Below are 15,975 nucleotides of genomic sequence, written 5' to 3' on the forward strand. Positions count from 1 at the left end.
TATCGCCTGGGGGACCCTACTTCCTCTAGCGACTGGAGGAGCAAGCGGCATGAGGCCCATCGCCATCGGGGAGCTGTCGCGCCGCACGGCGGTGAAGGTCCCGACCATCCGGTTCTACGAGGGGCGGGGGCTGCTCCCGAGGCCGGAGCGCACGGACGGCAACCGACGCAGCTACGGCGAGGCCGACGTGCGCCGCCTGCGGTTCATCCGGCACGCCCGGGAGCTCGGCTTCGAGATCGAGGACATCCAGGCCCTGCTGGACCTCGCAGGGCAGCCCGACCGCCCCTGCGGCGAGGCCGACGCCATCGCCCGCAAGCACCTCGCCGACATCGACGACCGGATCGCCCGGCTCACCGGGCTCCGGCAGGAGGTCCAGGCCATGGTCGAGCAGTGTTCCGGCGGGCACGTGCGGGAATGCCGGATCATCGAGGTCCTGGCCGACCACGGCGAGTGCCTCAGCGAGCGGCACTGAATGGCGGGGTGCGGCATTTCAACCTTCAACGCCGCCTTGCTCCTCCAGCGACTAGAGGAGTTACGGCCCCCGCATGCATCGAGGCCCGGCAGGGTCGGGGGCGAGAGGGTCGACGATGACGGGACACCACGACCACGACGGTCATGACCATGATCAAGGCGGGCACGAGCACCACGACCACGGTCACGGCGGCCTCGGCCATGTCCATGCGCCCGCGAACTTCGGCAAGGCCTTCGCCATCGGCATCGGCCTCAACCTCGCCTTCGTCGCGGTCGAGGCGATCTACGGCGTCCTCGGAAACTCCGTGGCCCTCCTCGCGGACGCCGGCCACAACCTCTCCGACGTGCTCGGCCTGGTCGTGGCCTGGGTCGCCTCGGTCCTGGCGAAGCGGTCCCCGAGCGCGCGCTACACCTACGGGATGAAGGGGTCCTCGATCCTGGCATCCCTGTTCAATGCCGTGTTCCTCCTCGTCGCGGTCGGCGCCATCGGATGGGAGGCCATCCAGCGGTTCGGCGAGCCCGCCCCGGTCGCCGGCAAGACCGTGATGGTCGTCGCCGCCGTCGGCATCCTCGTCAACGGGATCACCGCCTGGCTGTTCGCCTCCGGCGCCAAGGGCGACATCAACATCCGCGGCGCCTTCCTGCACATGGCGGCGGACGCGGCCGTTTCCGCGGGCGTGGTCCTCGCCGGCCTCGTGATCCTCTACACCGGGTGGACCTGGCTCGATCCGGTCGTGAGCCTCGGTATCGTCGCCGTCATCGTCTGGAGCACGTGGGGCCTGCTTCGCGACAGCCTCGCGATGTCGCTGGCGGCGGTTCCTCCGGGCATCGACCCGGCCGCGGTCCGCGGTCACCTGCAGAGCCTGCCTGGCGTCGCCGCCATCCACGACCTGCACATCTGGTCGATGAGCACCACGGACGTCGCCCTGACGGCCCACCTCGTCATGCCGGGCGGGGCGCCGGGGGACGCGTTCCTCATGGAAGCGGCCCACGCGATGGATGGGCGATTCGGGATCGGCCACACCACCCTGCAAGTCGAGACGAGCGCGGACAACGCCTGCTCGCTCGTGCCCGATCACGTGGTCTGAGGTCGGGATGCAAGCCTGGGCCTACACCCTGATCCCCGTGGCGGCGGCCATCCTCGGCGCCGCCGTCGCCGTCAACCTGCGGCCGGGACCCGTCCTGGTCAGCGCCGTCCAGCACTTCGCCGCCGGCGTGGTCTTCGCCGCCGCGGCCGGCGAGATCCTGCCCGACCTCAAGCACACGGGCTCGGTCTGGGCCATCGTCCTCGGGGGCGGGGTCGGGATCGCGGCGATGCTCGGCGTCCGGACGCTGGAACGGCGCCTGGAAGGCCCCGTCGGGCTGATGGCCGTCACCGGCATCGACATCCTCGTGGACGGCCTCGTCCTCGGCATCGCCTTCGCGGCCGGCGCCAAGGCCGGCATCCTCCTGACGGTGGCCCTCACCATCGAGGTGCTGTTCCTCGGCCTGACCGTCGCCAACGAGCTCGGCGAAGGCGGCGGATCGCGCTGGAAGGTCGTCGGCGCGACCGCCGGGCTGGTCCTGTTGCTCCCCGTCGGAGCCTTGCTCGGCGGCCCCGTCGCCGCGATGCCGGTCGCGGTCCAGGGCGGCTTCCTGGCTTTCGGCCTGATCGCGCTTCTCTACCTCGTCACCGAGGAGCTACTCGTCGAGGCGCACGAGACCGAGGATCGACCATGGGTCACCGCGATGTTCTTCACGGGCTTCCTCTTGCTGCTGCTGCTTGAGGAGATGGTCGGATAGGCGGGGGGCCGCACGCCCCGATCCACGGTCACCCCATCGACGTCCGCATAGACGGACCGTTCGGACCCGCGACGTCAATCGTCGAAGTCGTGGTGATGATGATGACGCCGCTCGCCGTAAAACGACCTGTCCTCGTAGCGGCGCGGATGATGATGCTCGACGACGACGTCGTCATGGTCCCCGTGCCGGTAGACCTCGACGTGGTCGTGCGGGCGCCGATAGCCGTAGCCCCCGTCGTAGTATTGGGCGGAGGCCGCGGCCGGGGCGAGGATGGCTGCGGCCGCCGCCAGGGCGATCATGCGTCGTCTCATTGCCGGTCTCCCAGTCCTTGGATCGGGACAAGCTGCCGAGGCGGCGTTGAACAGGGACTGAAGACGATGTTCAGCACCCCGGTGGCTTGTGGCCGACCGCTTGAATCGCGCATAAGGACTTCGATGAAGCCGGCGGGACGCCAGAAGGCCTTCGGGGCATGGACGGGGTGGTGGGCGACCGCCGCCCACGCGCTCGCGTTCGTCCTCGCGCTGGCGGTGGCCCTCCCGACGGCGGGCCTCGCCGAGGACCTGGCGTATCACCAGGGCCACCTCGACCATGGCCGGACGGAACTGGTCATGGCGTCCGACCTGATGCCCGCTTCTGCCCGGAAGGCCGACCCCGGCACTGCCTGCCACGTCCATTGCGGTTGCCATGTGGCCATGCCGCTCGACGGAACGGGCGCGGCGGCGCCCGCCACGCTGTCTCGGCCGTGCTACGCGCCGGTCGACGCGACCCTGTCCTCGATCTTCCCCGACCGCCTGCCGAGGCCCCCCCGCGCCTGAGGTGACGCCGCGAAGGCGCGCGTCCTGAAACCCGGGCCGAAAACGCCCCGGGACCGCTTCCTCACGTCATCGCAACGGGACCGACCTGGATGCCGATACGGCACCGGCGTCCCGATGGGCAGGCACCATGCGCATCCTCCTCACCGCGGCCCTGGTGGCCGTTGGCGTCCTCGTGGGCGCCGCCGTTCCCGCCGTGTCCGGCTTCGTTCGCGGCCTTCTCGCCTCGGCCGGGGTTCCACCATCGACGTTCACCTTCGCCGCCGGGCCGGGCGCCGACACCCAAGCGACGGCGCCCGACCGCCAGGGTGGCCATGCCGAGGGTGATGGCCACGACCACGGCAAGGCGGCCGCCCCGAAGGCCGAAGGCCACGCCGACGGCGAGCACGGGCATTCCGAGGCCGAGGGCGAGGACGGCCACGTCAAGATGACGGCCGAGCAGGTCGAAAGCCAGGACATCGGGGTCGCCAAGGCGGCGGGCGGCACGCTCTCCCGGCACATCCTGGTGCCCGGCACGGTCACGCCCGACACCGACCGCATCGCCCGCGTCCCGGCCCGCGTGGTCGGAACGGTGTCCGAGATGCGCAAGCGTCTCGGCGACGACGTCAGGAAGGGCGAGGTCGTCGCCGTGCTCGACAGCCGGGAGGTTGCCGACGCCAAGAGCGATTACCTCACTGCCATGGTCCAGTCCGAGCTGCAGAAGATCAACTTCGACCGCCAGCAGAGGCTGCTGGCGTCCGCGGCGGCGTCCCAGGCCGCGTTCGACAACGCCAAGGCCGTGTTCCAGGAGAACCAGCTCCGGGTCGACCTCGCCCGCCAGAAGCTCTCGGCGCTTGGCCTGAACGCCTCCGAGGTGGCGGCCGCGCAGAAGCGCGACGAAGCGACGCCCAACACCTCGACCCTGCGCCAGTATGAACTGCGCGCGCCCATCGCCGGCCGCATAGTCGAGCGCAAGGTCGACGTCGGCACCGCGGTCGGCAAGGAGGGCGACCCCGCCGATGTCTACACCGTCGCGGACCTGTCCACGGTGTGGATCGAGCTCGCGGTGCCGACCACGGAACTCGCCGAGGTCCGGGAAGGCGCGCGGGTCGCCGTCAAGGGCGGCGGCCGCAGCGCGGAGGGCAAGGTGGTGTTCGTCAGCCCGTTCCTGAATGCCGAGACCCGCTCCGCTCGGGTGGTGGTCTCCCTGCCCAACAAGGACCTGGCCTGGCGCCCCGGCACCTATGTTACCGCCGAGGTCGAGACCGCCACGGACGCAGTGCCGGTGCGGGTGGGCAAGACGGCGCTCCAGACCATCGAGGGCAAGCGCGTCGTCTTCGTGCGCACGGACGAGGGCTTCGAGAAGCGCGAGGTCGAGCTCGGGCGCTCCGACGACGACGGCTTCGAGGTCGTCTCCGGGCTGAAGCCCGGCGAGGAGATCGCCGTCGCCAACACCTTCCTCCTCAAGGCCGAGCTCGGAAAGAGCGAAGCCGACCACGACCATTGAGGGGGCCGGACATGATCTCGAAGATCCTCGACTTCTCCGTCCACCAGCGCTGGCTGGTGCTGCTGCTGTCGCTGCTCGCCGCCGGCTTCGGCGGCTACGCGGTGACCAGGCTGCCCATCGACGCGGTCCCGGACATCACCAACAACCAGGTGCAGATCAACACGACCGCGCCCTCCCTGTCGCCGGTCGACATCGAGAAGCAGGTCACCTACCCGGTCGAGACCGCGCTCGCCGGTATCAAGGGGCTCGAATACACCCGCTCGCTCTCGCGCAACGGCTTCTCGCAGGTCACCGCGGTCTTCGCGGAGAAGCTCGACATCTACTTCGCCCGCCAGCAGGTCGCCGAGCGCCTCGCCCAGGCGAAGCGGGACCTGCCGCCCGGCGCCGAGCCCGCCATGGGCCCGATCTCGACGGGCCTGGGCGAGATCTACATGTGGTCGATCCACTACGCGAAGCCCGGCGAGCGGAGGACCGTGAAGGCGGGCACGCCGGGCTGGCAGCCGGACGGCAGCTACCTGACGCCCGAAGGCCAGCGACTGGCGACGGACCTAGAGCAGACCGCGTACCTACGCACGGTCCAGGACTGGATCATCCGGCCCCAGGTCAAGACCGTGCCCGGAGTGGCCGGCGTCGACGGCATCGGCGGCTTCGAGAAGCAGTACCACGTCCAGCCGGACCCCAATAAGCTCGCCTCCCTCGACCTGTCCTTCACGGACGTCGCGCGCGCCCTGGAGAGCAACAACGCCAACCAGGGCGCCCGCTACCTGGAGGACAACGGCGAGGGCTACGTCGTGCGCGCCGCCGGCCGCCTGGAGGACATGGACGACATCGGCAACGTGGTCGTCGCGACCCGGGGCGGCGTGCCGGTGCGGGTCAAGGACATCGCCGAGGTCCGCATCGGGCGCGACCTGCGCACCGGCTCCGGGAGCGAGGACGGCCAGGAGGTCGTGATCGGCACCGCCCTGATGCTGATCGGCGAGAACAGCCGCACGGTGGCCGCCGCCGTCGATGCCCGCATGGAGCAGATCCGCAGGAGCCTGCCGCCGGGCGTCGAGGTCCAGACCGTCCTCGACCGCACCCGCCTCGTCGAGGCGACCGTGAGGACGGTGGCCAAGAACCTGTCCGAGGGGGCGGCGCTGGTCATCGTCATCCTGTTCCTGCTGCTCGGCAACATCCGGGCGGCGGTCATCACGGCGCTGGTCATCCCGGTGGCGATGCTGATGACCATGAGCGGCATGGTCGAGGCGAAGATCTCCGCCAACCTGATGAGCCTCGGGGCGCTCGATTTCGGGCTCATCGTCGACGGGGCGGTGATCATCACCGAGAACGCGCTCCGCCACCTCGCCGAGCGGCAGCACGCCGTCGGGCGCGCCCTCGACACCGATGAGCGCCTGGAGACCGTGCGGGCGTCGGCCGAGGAGATGATCAAGCCGTCCCTCTACGGGCAGGCGATCATCATCCTGGTCTACGTCCCGCTCCTGACCTTCACGGGCGTCGAGGGCAAGATGTTCGAGCCGATGGCGCTCACGGTGATCATCGCCCTGGTCTCGGCCTTCGTCCTGTCGCTGACCTTCGTGCCGGCGCTCATCGCCATCGTCATCACCGGCAAGGTCACCGAGACGGACAACCTCATCATCCGGGCGCTGAAGGCCGCCTACCGGCCGGTGCTCGGGGCGGCGGTGCGCGGCCCCTTCGCCTTCATCGGCGCGGCGCTGCTGCTGCTCGTCGGGGCGGGTCTTCTGTTCACCCGGCTCGGGACCGAGTTCATCCCGCAACTCGACGAGAAGAGCATCGCGCTGAACGCGACACGCATCCCGTCAACCTCGCTGACACAGTCGCAGGCGATGCAGTTGAACGTCGAGAAGGCGGTCTCGAAGTTCCCGGAGGTCGCCTACGTGTTCTCGAAGACCGGCACGGCCGAGGTCGCCTCCGACCCGATGCCTCCGAATTCCTCCGACACATTCGTGATGCTCAAGCCGCAGGAGGAATGGCCCGACCCGAGCCTGTCCAAGGCCGAACTGCAGGAGCGGATCGAGAAGGCGGTCGGGGCGCTCGCGGGCAACGTCTACGAGTTCTCGCAGCCCATCCAGCTGCGCTTCAACGAGCTCCTGGCCGGCACCCGGGGCGACCTCGCCGTGAAGGTGTTCGGAGAGGAGTTCGAGCCGATGCTCAAGGCGGCCAACCAGGTCGCGGCGGTCCTCAAGGGCATCGACGGCGCCGAGGACGTGAAGGTCGAGCAGACGGCGGGCCTGCCGTTCCTGGAGATCAGGATCAACAAGGCCGAGGCCGGCCGCTACGGCCTGAGCACCGGGGCGATCCAGGAGGTCATCGGCGCAGCCATCGGCGGCAAGGAGGCCGGCGTCGTGTTCGAGGGCGACCGGCGCTTCCCCATCGTCGTGCGCCTGAACGACAAGGTGCGCGAGGACCGCGAGGCCCTGGAGAACATCCCGGTGCCGCTGCCGCCAGGCCCGAACGGCAAGGCGAGCTCGGTCCTGCTCAAGCAGGTGGCGGGCTTCTCGGTCACGGAGGGCCCGAACCAGATCTCCCGCGAGAACGGCAAGCGCCGGGTCGTCGTCACCGCCAACGTCCGCGGGCGGGACATCGGCTCGCTCGTGGCGGAGGCTCAGGCGAAGGTCGGGAGCCAGGTGCGGTTGCCGCCGGGCTACTTCGTGACCTGGGGTGGCCAGTTCGAGAACCTCGCCTCGGCCAAGCGACGGCTGATGGTCGTGGTGCCGGTCTGCTTCTTCCTGATCTTCCTGCTGCTGTACTCGGCGTTGGGCTCGCCGCGGGACGCGGCTCTGGTGTTCAGCGCCGTGCCGCTGGCCCTGACCGGCGGCATCGCGGCGCTGTGGCTTCGCGGGATGCCGGTGTCGGTGCCGGCCGCGGTAGGGTTCATCGCGCTATCCGGCGTGGCGGTCCTCAACGGGCTGGTGATGCTGACCTTCATCAAGCAGCTCGTGGCGGAAGGCCGGCCGAAGCGGGAGGCGATCCTGGAGGGGGCCATGACCCGGCTCCGGCCAGTGGCGATGACGGCCCTGGTCGCCTCGCTCGGCTTCGTGCCGATGGCCATCGCCACCGAGACCGGGGCCGAGATCCAGCGCCCGCTCGCCACCGTAGTCATCGGCGGCCTGATCAGCGCGACGCTCCTGACGCTGGTCGTGCTGCCGGCGCTCTACGCCCGCTTTGGCAGGATCGCTCCCGCGAAGGCCGCGCCGCTAGCGCGGGAATCGGAGCGTCGCCACCTCAAGGCGGCGGAGTAACCCGATGCGGACCGCCCCATGGTGCGCGGCGGTGACGGCCGTCATGGCATCGGCCTGCGCGGCCATCGCCGGAGAGGCGCCGTTCGGTCTCGCCTGGGGTCCGGTCGCGACGGTGCCGCGGCCGCTCAAGGTGGACCGTGAGGCGAACCTGACCGCGTTGTACTACCCGCGGGGCTGGCGACCGGCCGTAGGCTCGGAGACCGCCGAGGTCGTGCTGGTGGTCTGTCGGGAGGAGGGCCTGCAGCAGGTCGTCTGGGTCGGCCTGCCCCTGGCCGGCGAGGCGTTCGCGCGGGCGCGCCAAGCCATCCACGACGAGGGCGTCCGCCGCTACGGCGAGCCCGACCCGGGGCCGTCGCCCGATTCCGAGGTCTGGCCGGGAGGCGGGGCGCTCCTCGCCATCCGTGAGGTCGGCGACGGTCGGCGCGAGCTCGTCATGACGACGTCCGGCCCCGGTTACGCCACCTGTTCGACGGCCCACCGTGCCGCGACCGGACACCCGGCCGGCGCGCACGTCGCCGACCTCATCGGACACGACGACCCCTGAGCCTGCGTCGGGCGGCAACGAGGAACGGGAGCGACATGGGACACGGACATTCGCACGGGGGTGGCATTCCCCCGGGCTCCGCGGCGGGCCGGAACAAGGGGCGCCAGGCAAGGGCGCTCGCCCTGACCTTGGCCTGCATGGCGGCCGGGGTGGTGGGCGGCCTGTTCACCGGCAGCCTCGCGCCGCTGCCCGACGCCGCGCGCATGGTCACGAACGCCGGTGGCCTGGCCCTGTCGCCCCCCGCCATCCGGCACGTCACCGCCCGGGTCGAGGACGAAGCGCTCGCGTCCGGGGCTCCCCGGCTCGTGGTCTAGGAGGCGTCGATGGCCGGCAAGAAGGTCGCGCGGGAGCAACTCGACTGGGGCCCGCGCTCGCGACGCCGGCGGCGCGTCCGTCCGGAGATCCGCAAGGCGGCGGCCCGGTCGCTCGCCGGGGCGATGGCGCTGGTGCTGGTCGCGCTCGTTTTGATCATCGCGGCGGCGCGTTACGCCTAGGCCGTCGGACCCATCGCGAATGCGCATTCAGGCACGCCCGCAGCCGGACCCCTTTCTTCCTTTCCCCGCGGGCGGGCGAAATCCTGTGGGCAAGTCCGGGGCCGTTACGCTGATCGACCTGCACCGCCAGAGCCCGGCGACGAGGCCGAGGTTGGCCAGCGCCAGGACCGTAAGCGACCCCCACAGCACGTCCGGGCCGGCGTGGGTGATCACGAACGCGCCGGCTGGCGGCGCGAGCGCCTGCGCGACCAGCCCCGGCCGCGCCAGTCGGCCGACGACCAGCGGGTAGCGCACGGGACCGAACAGGGCCAGGGGCACCGTGCCCCGTGCAATCGAATAGATGCCGTTGCCGCCGCCGTAGAGCACCAGCCAGACCCCGACGCCGGGCAGGCCCAGGGCGAGTAGCACCAGGCCGAGGGCGACCAGCACCAGGGCTGCGGTCAGGGTCCAGAGCGGGTGGTGGCGGCCCTTGAACGACATCTCCACGATGCGGGCGCCGACCTGCGCCGGGCCGATCAGCGCGCCGTAGGAGACCGCCGACGCCATCGCGACGCCCCGCGCCTGCAGCAGCGTCAGCAAGTGCACCGACACCAGCGACATGATCGCGCCGCCGAGGATCAGTACCCCGGCGAACAGGAGGAACGCCCGCCGCTCCGCACCGGACAGCGGTCCGGCGCCGGCCTGTTGGCGCTCCGCCGCCATCGGCACCGCCGACACCTTCGGGATCAGCAGCAACACCAGCGGCAGCGTCACCCCGATGTGCAGGCCGGCATAGGTCAGGCAGGCGCCGCGCCATCCGACATGGGCGACCAGGAACGCCGAGAGCGGCCAGCACACGGTGCTGGCTAACCCGCCCCACAGGGTCAGCGTCGTGATCGCCGGCCGCGCCTCCGCGCCGTAGAGGCGGCCGAGGGTGGCGAAGGCGGGATCGTAAAGCCCGCATCCCATGCCCAGGCCGAGCAGCAGCCAGCCGGCGAGGTAGACCGGCAAGGCCGGGGCCATGGCCAGCGTCATCAGCCCGGCCGCGAGCAACGGCGCTGCGAGCGCCAGGACGGGCCGGCCGCCGCGCCGGTGGATCGCCGCCCCGACATGCGGCGATGCGAACGCTGCGACCAACAGGCCGAGCGACAGGCCGCCGACCACCCACGCCAAGGGCCAGCCGGTGTCCTCGGCGACCGGTCCGGCGAGCACCGCCGGCAGGTAGAACGACGACCCCCACGTGAGGATCTGCGCCACGCCGAGGGCGGAGATCACCGGCCAGCGACGGGCCTCGGCCATGGGCTGGCTACCGCGGGCCCAGCAGTGGCAGCCACGCCGCCAGCGCCAGCAGCGTGACCAGCAGCACGGGCGTGGTGATGACCAGGCCGACCTTCATGTACTGGCCCCAGGTAATCCTCTGGCCCTTGCTGTCGAGGACGTGCAGCCAGAGCAGGGTGGCGAGGCTGCCGATGGGCGTGAACTTCGGGCCGAGGTCGCAGCCGATGACGTTGGCGTAGACCATCAACTCGCGGGTCAGCGGAGAGAGGTCAGGGGCTTGCTGGATCGAGAGCGCCCCGATCAGCACGCTCGGCATGTTGTTCATCACCGACGACAGGATGGCCGCCGCAAAGCCGGTGCCGACCGTGGCGACCCATGGGCCATGACCGGCGAGCCAGACCAGGCCCTTGGCCAGCTCGTCGGTCAGGCCGGCGTTCCGCAGGCCGTAGACCACGAGGTACATGCCGAGGCTGAACAGGACGATCTGCCAGGGCGCTCCGGTCAGCACCTTGCGGATCGGGATGGTCCCGCCCCGGTTCGCGAGGAGCAGCAGCACCGCGGCGCCCGCACAGGTCACGGCCGACACCGGCACCCCGAACGGCGCGGTGACGAAGTACGCCAGCAGCAGGATGCCGAGCAGCGGGAACGCCGCACGGAACACGAGCGGGTCGCGGATCGCCTCGGCCGGGCGCTCCAGGGCGTCCACGGGATAGGTCGCCGGCACGTCGCGCCGGAAGTAGGCCCACAGCACCAGCAGCGTCGCCGCCAGGGAGACGAGGTTCACCGGCACCATCACGGCGGCGTACCGGCCGAAGGTCACGTCGAAGAAGTTGGCCGAGACGATGTTGACGAGGTTCGAGATCACCAGCGGCAAGGAGGTCGAATCCGCCACGAACCCGCAGGCGACGATGAACGCGAGCGCCGCCGCCGGCTTGAAGTCGAGCCTGAGCAGGATCGCGAGGACGATGGGCGTGAGCAGCAGCGCGGCGCCGTCGTTGGCGAACACCGCCGCGATGGCCGCGCCGAGGAGCACGACCAGGGGAAACAGGCGACGACCCTTGCCCCCGCCCCATCGGGCGATGTGGAGCGCGGCCCAGTGGAAGAAGCCGGCCTCGTCGAGCAGAAGCGAGATGATGATGAGCGCCACGAAGGTGAAGGTGGCGTCCCAGACGATGTGCCAGACCACCGGGATGTCGCCGGGATGGATCACCCCGGTGGCCAGAGCGACGCCCGCGCCGGCGAGCGCGCTCCACCCGATCCCGAGGCCCTTGGGCTGCCAGATGACGAAGACGAGGGTGACGAGGAATATGGCGAGCGCGAGCATCCGGGCGTTTTCTTCTTATCGTTCCATGGGATGCTTCAGGCGGTGGCGACGCGGCGGCCCTGCTCGTCCACGACCCGCTCGCCGTCTTCCTTGACGAACTCGCCCTGCTGCTCGGGCAACAGGTCCAGGACCGCCTCGGATGGCCGGCACAGGCGCACGCCCTTCGGGCTGACCACGAGCGGACGGTTGAGCAGCACAGGATGCGCCTCGACCGCGTCGAGGAGTTGCCCGTCGGTCAGCGCCGGGTCCCCGAGGCCGAGCTCGGCGAAGGGCGTGCCCTTCTCGCGTAGGGCGTCACGCACCGACAGGCCGGCGCGGTCGAGCATGCGTCTGATGAGCGCCCGGTTCGGAGGCGTCTTGAGGTACTCCACCACGTGCGGCTCGATGCCGGCGTTGCGGATCATCGCCAGGGCGTTGCGGGACGTGCCGCAATCCGGGTTGTGGTAGATCACGACGTCGAACGGCTCAGGCATGGGCGGTCTCTCCGATGGTGCAGTCGCAGGCGGCAAGAGCGGCCACGGCGGGGGCGCAGACCTCCGGATGGCCCTGGCAGCAGTCGCGCATCAGGAACTGGACGAGGTCCGACAGCGCCGGGTAGGCGGCGCTGTAGATGATCGAGCGGCCCTCGCGGCGGGACGTGACCAGCCCGGCATGGCTCAGTTCCTTGAGGTGATGGGACACGGTGGCCGCGGACACGCCGACCGCGTCGGCCAGGACGCCGGAGGCCAGCCCCCCGGGCCCGGCGGTCACCAGCGCCCGCACCAGACGGAGGCGGTGCTCCTGCCCGAGGGCGAGGAAGGCGGCGAGGGCTTGCGTCTCGTCCATCATCTCTACAATTATCAAATCACCTTTTGAACGTACAGGAATGCAGATCCTTGGACAAGCCCGCACAGCCCTTCACCGACGGCCTGCCGAACCTGAGCGAGGGGCACTTCGAGATCCCGACCGGTGCCAGCCTGCAGGTGGTTGCGCCGTTCACCCACGCCCCACGCTTCCTGATCCTGTACGGATCGCTCCGGGAGCGCTCGTTCAGCCGCTTCCTCGCTTACGAGGCCGCGCGCTTGCTTGAGGCGATGGGCGGCGAGGTGCGGATCTACGACGCGCACGGCCTGCCGCTGCCCGACGACAGCACCGCCGATCACCCGAAGGTCCAGGAACTCCGGGACCTCTCGATCTGGTCGGAGGGGCACGTCTGGGTCAGCCCCGAGCGCCACGGCGCCATGACCGGGGTGATGAAGAGCCAGATCGACTGGCTGCCCCTGTCGGAGGGGTCGGTGCGCCCGACGCAAGGCAGGACCCTGGCCGTGATGCAGGTTTCGGGCGGCTCGCAGTCGTTCAACGCCGTGAACGGCCTGCGCATCCTCGGGCGCTGGATGCGGATGATCACCATCCCGAACCAGTCCTCGGTGCCGATGGCCTACAAGGAGTTCGACGAGGCCGGCCGGATGAAGCCCGGCCCACTCTACGACCGGGTCGTCGACGTCTGCGAGGAGCTGATGAAGTTCACGCTCCTGACCCGGGAGCGATCCGACTACCTCGTGGACCGCTACTCGGAGCGCAAGGAGCGCGACCCGGACCGGCTCAAGGCCGTGGCCGCCGATATCGGGTTCGTGAAACGATAGCCACGCTCGCCCTCCCCATACGGAGGAACCCGCCGAGCACGGCGTCGCCCATCGCGGTGAGTTACGCCCCCTCCCGGCCTTGCCGCTCCCGCTGGTCTCGCCCAGGGGGCTCACGGCCCGTCCGCCGTAATCGGGGTCTGCCCTCGGGCGGATGCAGGTTACGCGACCGACGGCCTGGCCGGCGGCGGAACAAAAGGAGGCCAGGGGGCTTGAGTCTCGAACTTGGCCGCCGCGTTCGAGGGGGCTGCCGTGACCGTGAAGTCAGGGACCAACAAGCCGAAGCCGCCAGCGAGGAGGGCGGCGCCGGGCACGCGTGCCTTGGTTCCCGCGAAAGCCACGGCGCCGAAGCCCAAGAAGGCGAAGGTGCGGATCTTCGTGTCGTACTGCCACGCGAACGAGATCCAGCAGGCGAAGCTTCAGATCCACCTCGCCCAGTTGAAGCGCGACGAGGTCGAGACCTGGTTCGACGGCGACATGGAAGCCGGGGACAGGCTGAACACCGAGATCTCGCGCAAGCTGCGCGAGGCGGACATCTTCGTCGCGCTAATGAGCCCGGAGTACATCGCCAGCCACTGGTGCCAGTTGGAGTACAGGCGGGCCATGGGCCGTCGGGCCAGGGGCTCCATGCGGATCGTGGTGGTCGTGGTCCGGCCCTGCGCCTGGAAGGATACCGGGGCATCCGACCTGAAGGTTCTTCCGCGCGACGGGAGGACCGTGAGCGACTGGCGGTCGATGGACCATGCCTTCGCGAACGTGGCCGAGGGCATCAAGGGCGCCGTCAAGGCCGTGCGGGTCGCGCTTCCCCCGGCGGTCCCGGCCCGGCCCGCCAAGGCGATGCGGTCCGCCGCGGCGCCCGTAGCCAAGAAGCGGCCTGTTTCCGCCAAGGGCGGCCGGAGCGCCTCGACGAAGGTAAGCCCCGGCGCGGGGGCGGCCAAGGGCAAGCGCCCGGCGCGGAGCCGCGCGACCGGTTAGAAACGGATCGAGGAGCCGGCCTGAACGGCCGGATGGGGCATGCCGAAGAACATCGTCGTCTTCTCGGACGGCACCGGCCAGGACGGCGGGGTGAGGCCCGAGCAACGGGTCAGCAACGTCTACAAGATGTACCGGGTCTGCCGCACCGGGCCGGACAGCTCCATCGACCCGGCGGAGCAGGTCGCGTTCTACGACCCCGGCCTCGGAACCGACATCGGCGCGACCGCGCTCACCGCCCCCGTGCGCTTCGTCCAGAAGCTGCTGGCCTCGGTCACCGGCCGCGGCATCACGACGAACATCGTCGACTGCTACGAGTTCATCATCAACCACTACCGGCAGGGCGACCGCATCTTCCTCATCGGGTTCAGCCGCGGTGCCTACACCGCACGTTGCGTGGCGAACCTCCTCATGCTGTGCGGCATCCCTACGCGCGGGGCGGGTGGGCCTCTGCCCCGCTTCCGCAAGGCCGCCCGCGACATCGCCCAGGAAGCGGTCGACACCGTCCTGGAGCACGGGGCGGGCCACCCGCGCGAGAAGTACGAGGCGGAGCGCGACGAGCAGGCCCGCCGGTTCCGGGAGTGTTACGACTCCGCCCACGAGACCGGCGAACCCGGTCGGTCGAACGCCGCGCCGTACTTCATCGGCGTGTTCGACACCGTGGCGGCCCTCGGGGCCACGGGGGCCCGGCGTTTGCTGATACAGGCGGGCCTTGGCGTCGGTGCGGCCCTCGGCCTGGCGCTGGTCGGGATGCTGCCTGCCGCCGCCCTCGCCGGTCTCCTGCACGCCTATCCTGGACTGCAATTCTGGGCCGCCTTCAGGTGGATCCTTCTCCTCGCGGTCATCGCGGGAGGCGCCTGGCTATGGTTGCGGGAGCGTGGCTCGCGCAGGAAGGTGATACGCGACTTCCCCAACCCGGGGGACGTCAGCAAGCACATGGCGGATTGGAAGGGGGAGAACTTCGACCGCCTGCTCAGCCGCTTCGTCCGCTATGCCCGCTCGGCCAATGCCATCGACGAGACCCGCAAGGACTTCGACCGCGTCGCCTGGGGCGGCATTCAGGACGGGGCGCATGACCATGCCGAGGGTCCCACACGACTCGTCCAGCTCTGGTTTGCGGGCAACCATTCCGACATCGGGGGCAGCTACCCCGAGGCAGAGTCTCGGCTGTCCGACATCTCGCTGAAGTGGATGGTCGAGGAGGCCACCCGCATCCCGGACGGCCTCAGGGTCGACGGGCTGAAGGCGCCGGGCGACGCGACGGGGAACCCGAAGCTTCACCTTTTTCCGGCCGCGGACGGCGTGCAGCACTGCGAGATCGCCGGCATGCACGACACCATCGAGCGCTCCGTCCCGAGGTTCCTGCACCGGTTCTCCGCGTCATGGAACTGGGCCGTGCAGGTGCGGAAGGTCGCCCATGACGCGCCGGTCCACCCAACCGTTGCGGAGAGGTTCGAACTGACGTCGGTCCCGCAATGCGCCGGGTCCGGCCCCTACCTTCCGGCGGCGCTGGCGAACCACGACCGGTTCAAGGGCCGCTACCTGGCAGCGGGGGGGTCGCAGGCTCCCGGGGCGGCCGCATCGGCATGATGGCAGGGTACCTTGCCGCCCCGGGCGCCCTCATGGACGAAAGGCGTCGGCTGCCTCGGGCTCCGTCTCGCGCCTGAGCGCGCGGAACTGGTCCCTGTACGCCGGTCGATCGTCTGTCTCATTCCTTTCGCGGGCCTATCGTGACCCGCCGCACCTCGCCCTTCTCGTCGCCTCGCAGGAACAAGCGGAAGCGCTCGTTGACCAGCCTCGCGCAGGTCCCGACATTCTCCTCGATGCGCCTGTTCGACATCCCCCGCCGTTTCTTAGTGTGTCAAACGGCATTGGAACGGGACCCCGGATCGGCTTCCAATCGGGACCCCATCGTGAGCGTGGCGTGACGCCCCTGGTCAGCCCGGCGGAGCGG

At 70.3% G+C, this 15,975-nt stretch carries 16 protein-coding genes and 1 pseudogene; 12 read left to right on the top strand and 5 right to left on the bottom strand.

The window, feature by feature from the left end:
• Positions 1–49 precede the first annotated feature (49 nt).
• The 3 genes from BM314_RS28160 to BM314_RS28170 all read left to right on the top strand — a co-directional run bounded on the left by BM314_RS28160 (position 50) and on the right by BM314_RS28170 (position 2,253).
• Positions 50–472 (top strand): MerR family transcriptional regulator, encoded by a 423-nt coding sequence (locus BM314_RS28160; RefSeq protein ID WP_020093912.1) that lies wholly within the window; start codon positions 50–52, stop codon positions 470–472.
• 115 nt (positions 473–587) lie between these two features.
• The gene (locus BM314_RS28165) at positions 588–1,559 is read left to right on the top strand and encodes a cation diffusion facilitator family transporter (RefSeq protein ID WP_020093911.1); all 972 of its coding nucleotides are present in this window, start codon (positions 588–590) and stop codon (positions 1,557–1,559) included.
• A gap of 7 nt (positions 1,560–1,566) precedes the next feature.
• Complete coding sequence (locus BM314_RS28170) at positions 1,567–2,253, top strand: ZIP family metal transporter (protein WP_020093910.1); 687 nt, start codon at positions 1,567–1,569, stop codon at positions 2,251–2,253.
• A 74-nt stretch (positions 2,254–2,327) separates the two neighbouring features.
• Here BM314_RS28170 and BM314_RS28175 read toward each other — a convergent pair whose 3' ends face one another.
• Positions 2,328–2,564, bottom strand: a complete 237-nt coding sequence (locus tag BM314_RS28175; RefSeq protein ID WP_026605041.1) for a hypothetical protein — start codon at positions 2,562–2,564, stop codon at positions 2,328–2,330.
• A 123-nt stretch (positions 2,565–2,687) separates the two neighbouring features.
• Between BM314_RS28175 and BM314_RS28180 the strand changes: the two genes are divergently transcribed.
• The 6 genes and pseudogenes from BM314_RS28180 to BM314_RS30785 all read left to right on the top strand — a co-directional run bounded on the left by BM314_RS28180 (position 2,688) and on the right by BM314_RS30785 (position 8,849).
• Positions 2,688–3,068, top strand: a complete 381-nt coding sequence (locus BM314_RS28180) for a hypothetical protein (RefSeq protein WP_020093908.1) — start codon at positions 2,688–2,690, stop codon at positions 3,066–3,068.
• A 127-nt stretch (positions 3,069–3,195) separates the two neighbouring features.
• On the top strand, positions 3,196–4,551 hold the full coding sequence (locus BM314_RS28185; RefSeq protein ID WP_091981811.1) for an efflux RND transporter periplasmic adaptor subunit: 1,356 nt from the start codon (positions 3,196–3,198) through the stop codon (positions 4,549–4,551).
• 11 nt (positions 4,552–4,562) lie between these two features.
• Positions 4,563–7,811, top strand: coding sequence for an efflux RND transporter permease subunit (locus BM314_RS28190; protein WP_091981813.1), 3,249 nt, complete (start codon positions 4,563–4,565; stop codon positions 7,809–7,811).
• A 4-nt stretch (positions 7,812–7,815) separates the two neighbouring features.
• Complete coding sequence (locus tag BM314_RS28195) at positions 7,816–8,355, top strand: hypothetical protein (RefSeq protein WP_029359621.1); 540 nt, start codon at positions 7,816–7,818, stop codon at positions 8,353–8,355.
• A 35-nt stretch (positions 8,356–8,390) separates the two neighbouring features.
• A pseudogene (locus BM314_RS28200) lies at positions 8,391–8,606 on the top strand (cation transporter); the annotation flags it as partial.
• 72 nt (positions 8,607–8,678) lie between these two features.
• Entirely contained in the window at positions 8,679–8,849 is a 171-nt protein-coding gene (locus BM314_RS30785; protein ID WP_170868200.1) for a hypothetical protein, read from the top strand.
• 27 nt (positions 8,850–8,876) lie between these two features.
• On the opposite strand, the gene BM314_RS28205 is transcribed toward BM314_RS30785, so the two are convergent.
• Genes BM314_RS28205 through BM314_RS28220 form a run of 4 tightly spaced genes read right to left on the bottom strand, consistent with a single transcriptional unit; the run spans position 8,877 to position 12,255 of the window.
• On the bottom strand, positions 8,877–10,127 hold the full coding sequence (locus BM314_RS28205) for an MFS transporter (RefSeq protein ID WP_091981815.1): 1,251 nt from the start codon (positions 10,125–10,127) through the stop codon (positions 8,877–8,879).
• Between the two features lie 7 nt (positions 10,128–10,134).
• A complete protein-coding gene (locus tag BM314_RS28210; protein WP_091981817.1) occupies positions 10,135–11,430 on the bottom strand; it encodes an arsenic transporter in 1,296 nt (431 codons plus the stop codon).
• A 35-nt stretch (positions 11,431–11,465) separates the two neighbouring features.
• A complete protein-coding gene (gene arsC / locus BM314_RS28215) occupies positions 11,466–11,903 on the bottom strand; it encodes an arsenate reductase (glutaredoxin) (RefSeq protein ID WP_020093898.1) in 438 nt (145 codons plus the stop codon).
• Positions 11,896–12,255 carry an ArsR/SmtB family transcription factor gene (locus BM314_RS28220; RefSeq protein WP_026605040.1) on the bottom strand — a complete coding sequence of 120 codons (360 nt, stop codon included), beginning with the start codon at positions 12,253–12,255 and terminating at the stop codon, positions 11,896–11,898. The genes arsC and BM314_RS28220 overlap by 8 nt, the downstream gene beginning before the upstream one ends.
• 50 nt (positions 12,256–12,305) lie before the next feature.
• On the opposite strand from BM314_RS28220, the gene arsH reads away from it, so the two are divergent.
• The 3 genes from arsH to BM314_RS28235 all read left to right on the top strand — a co-directional run bounded on the left by arsH (position 12,306) and on the right by BM314_RS28235 (position 15,611).
• Positions 12,306–13,052, top strand: a complete 747-nt coding sequence (arsH, locus tag BM314_RS28225) for an arsenical resistance protein ArsH (protein WP_020093896.1) — start codon at positions 12,306–12,308, stop codon at positions 13,050–13,052.
• A gap of 318 nt (positions 13,053–13,370) precedes the next feature.
• Complete coding sequence (locus BM314_RS28230) at positions 13,371–14,024, top strand: toll/interleukin-1 receptor domain-containing protein (RefSeq protein WP_020093895.1); 654 nt, start codon at positions 13,371–13,373, stop codon at positions 14,022–14,024.
• 39 nt (positions 14,025–14,063) lie between these two features.
• Positions 14,064–15,611: a DUF2235 domain-containing protein gene (locus BM314_RS28235; RefSeq protein WP_020093894.1), complete on the top strand. Its 1,548-nt coding sequence runs from the start codon at positions 14,064–14,066 to the stop codon at positions 15,609–15,611.
• Positions 15,612–15,975: the final 364 nt, after the last annotated feature.

It is taken from the genome of Methylobacterium sp. 13MFTsu3.1M2, from assembly GCF_900112625.1.
In the GTDB taxonomy this organism is placed as follows: Bacteria; Pseudomonadota; Alphaproteobacteria; order Rhizobiales; family Beijerinckiaceae; genus Methylobacterium.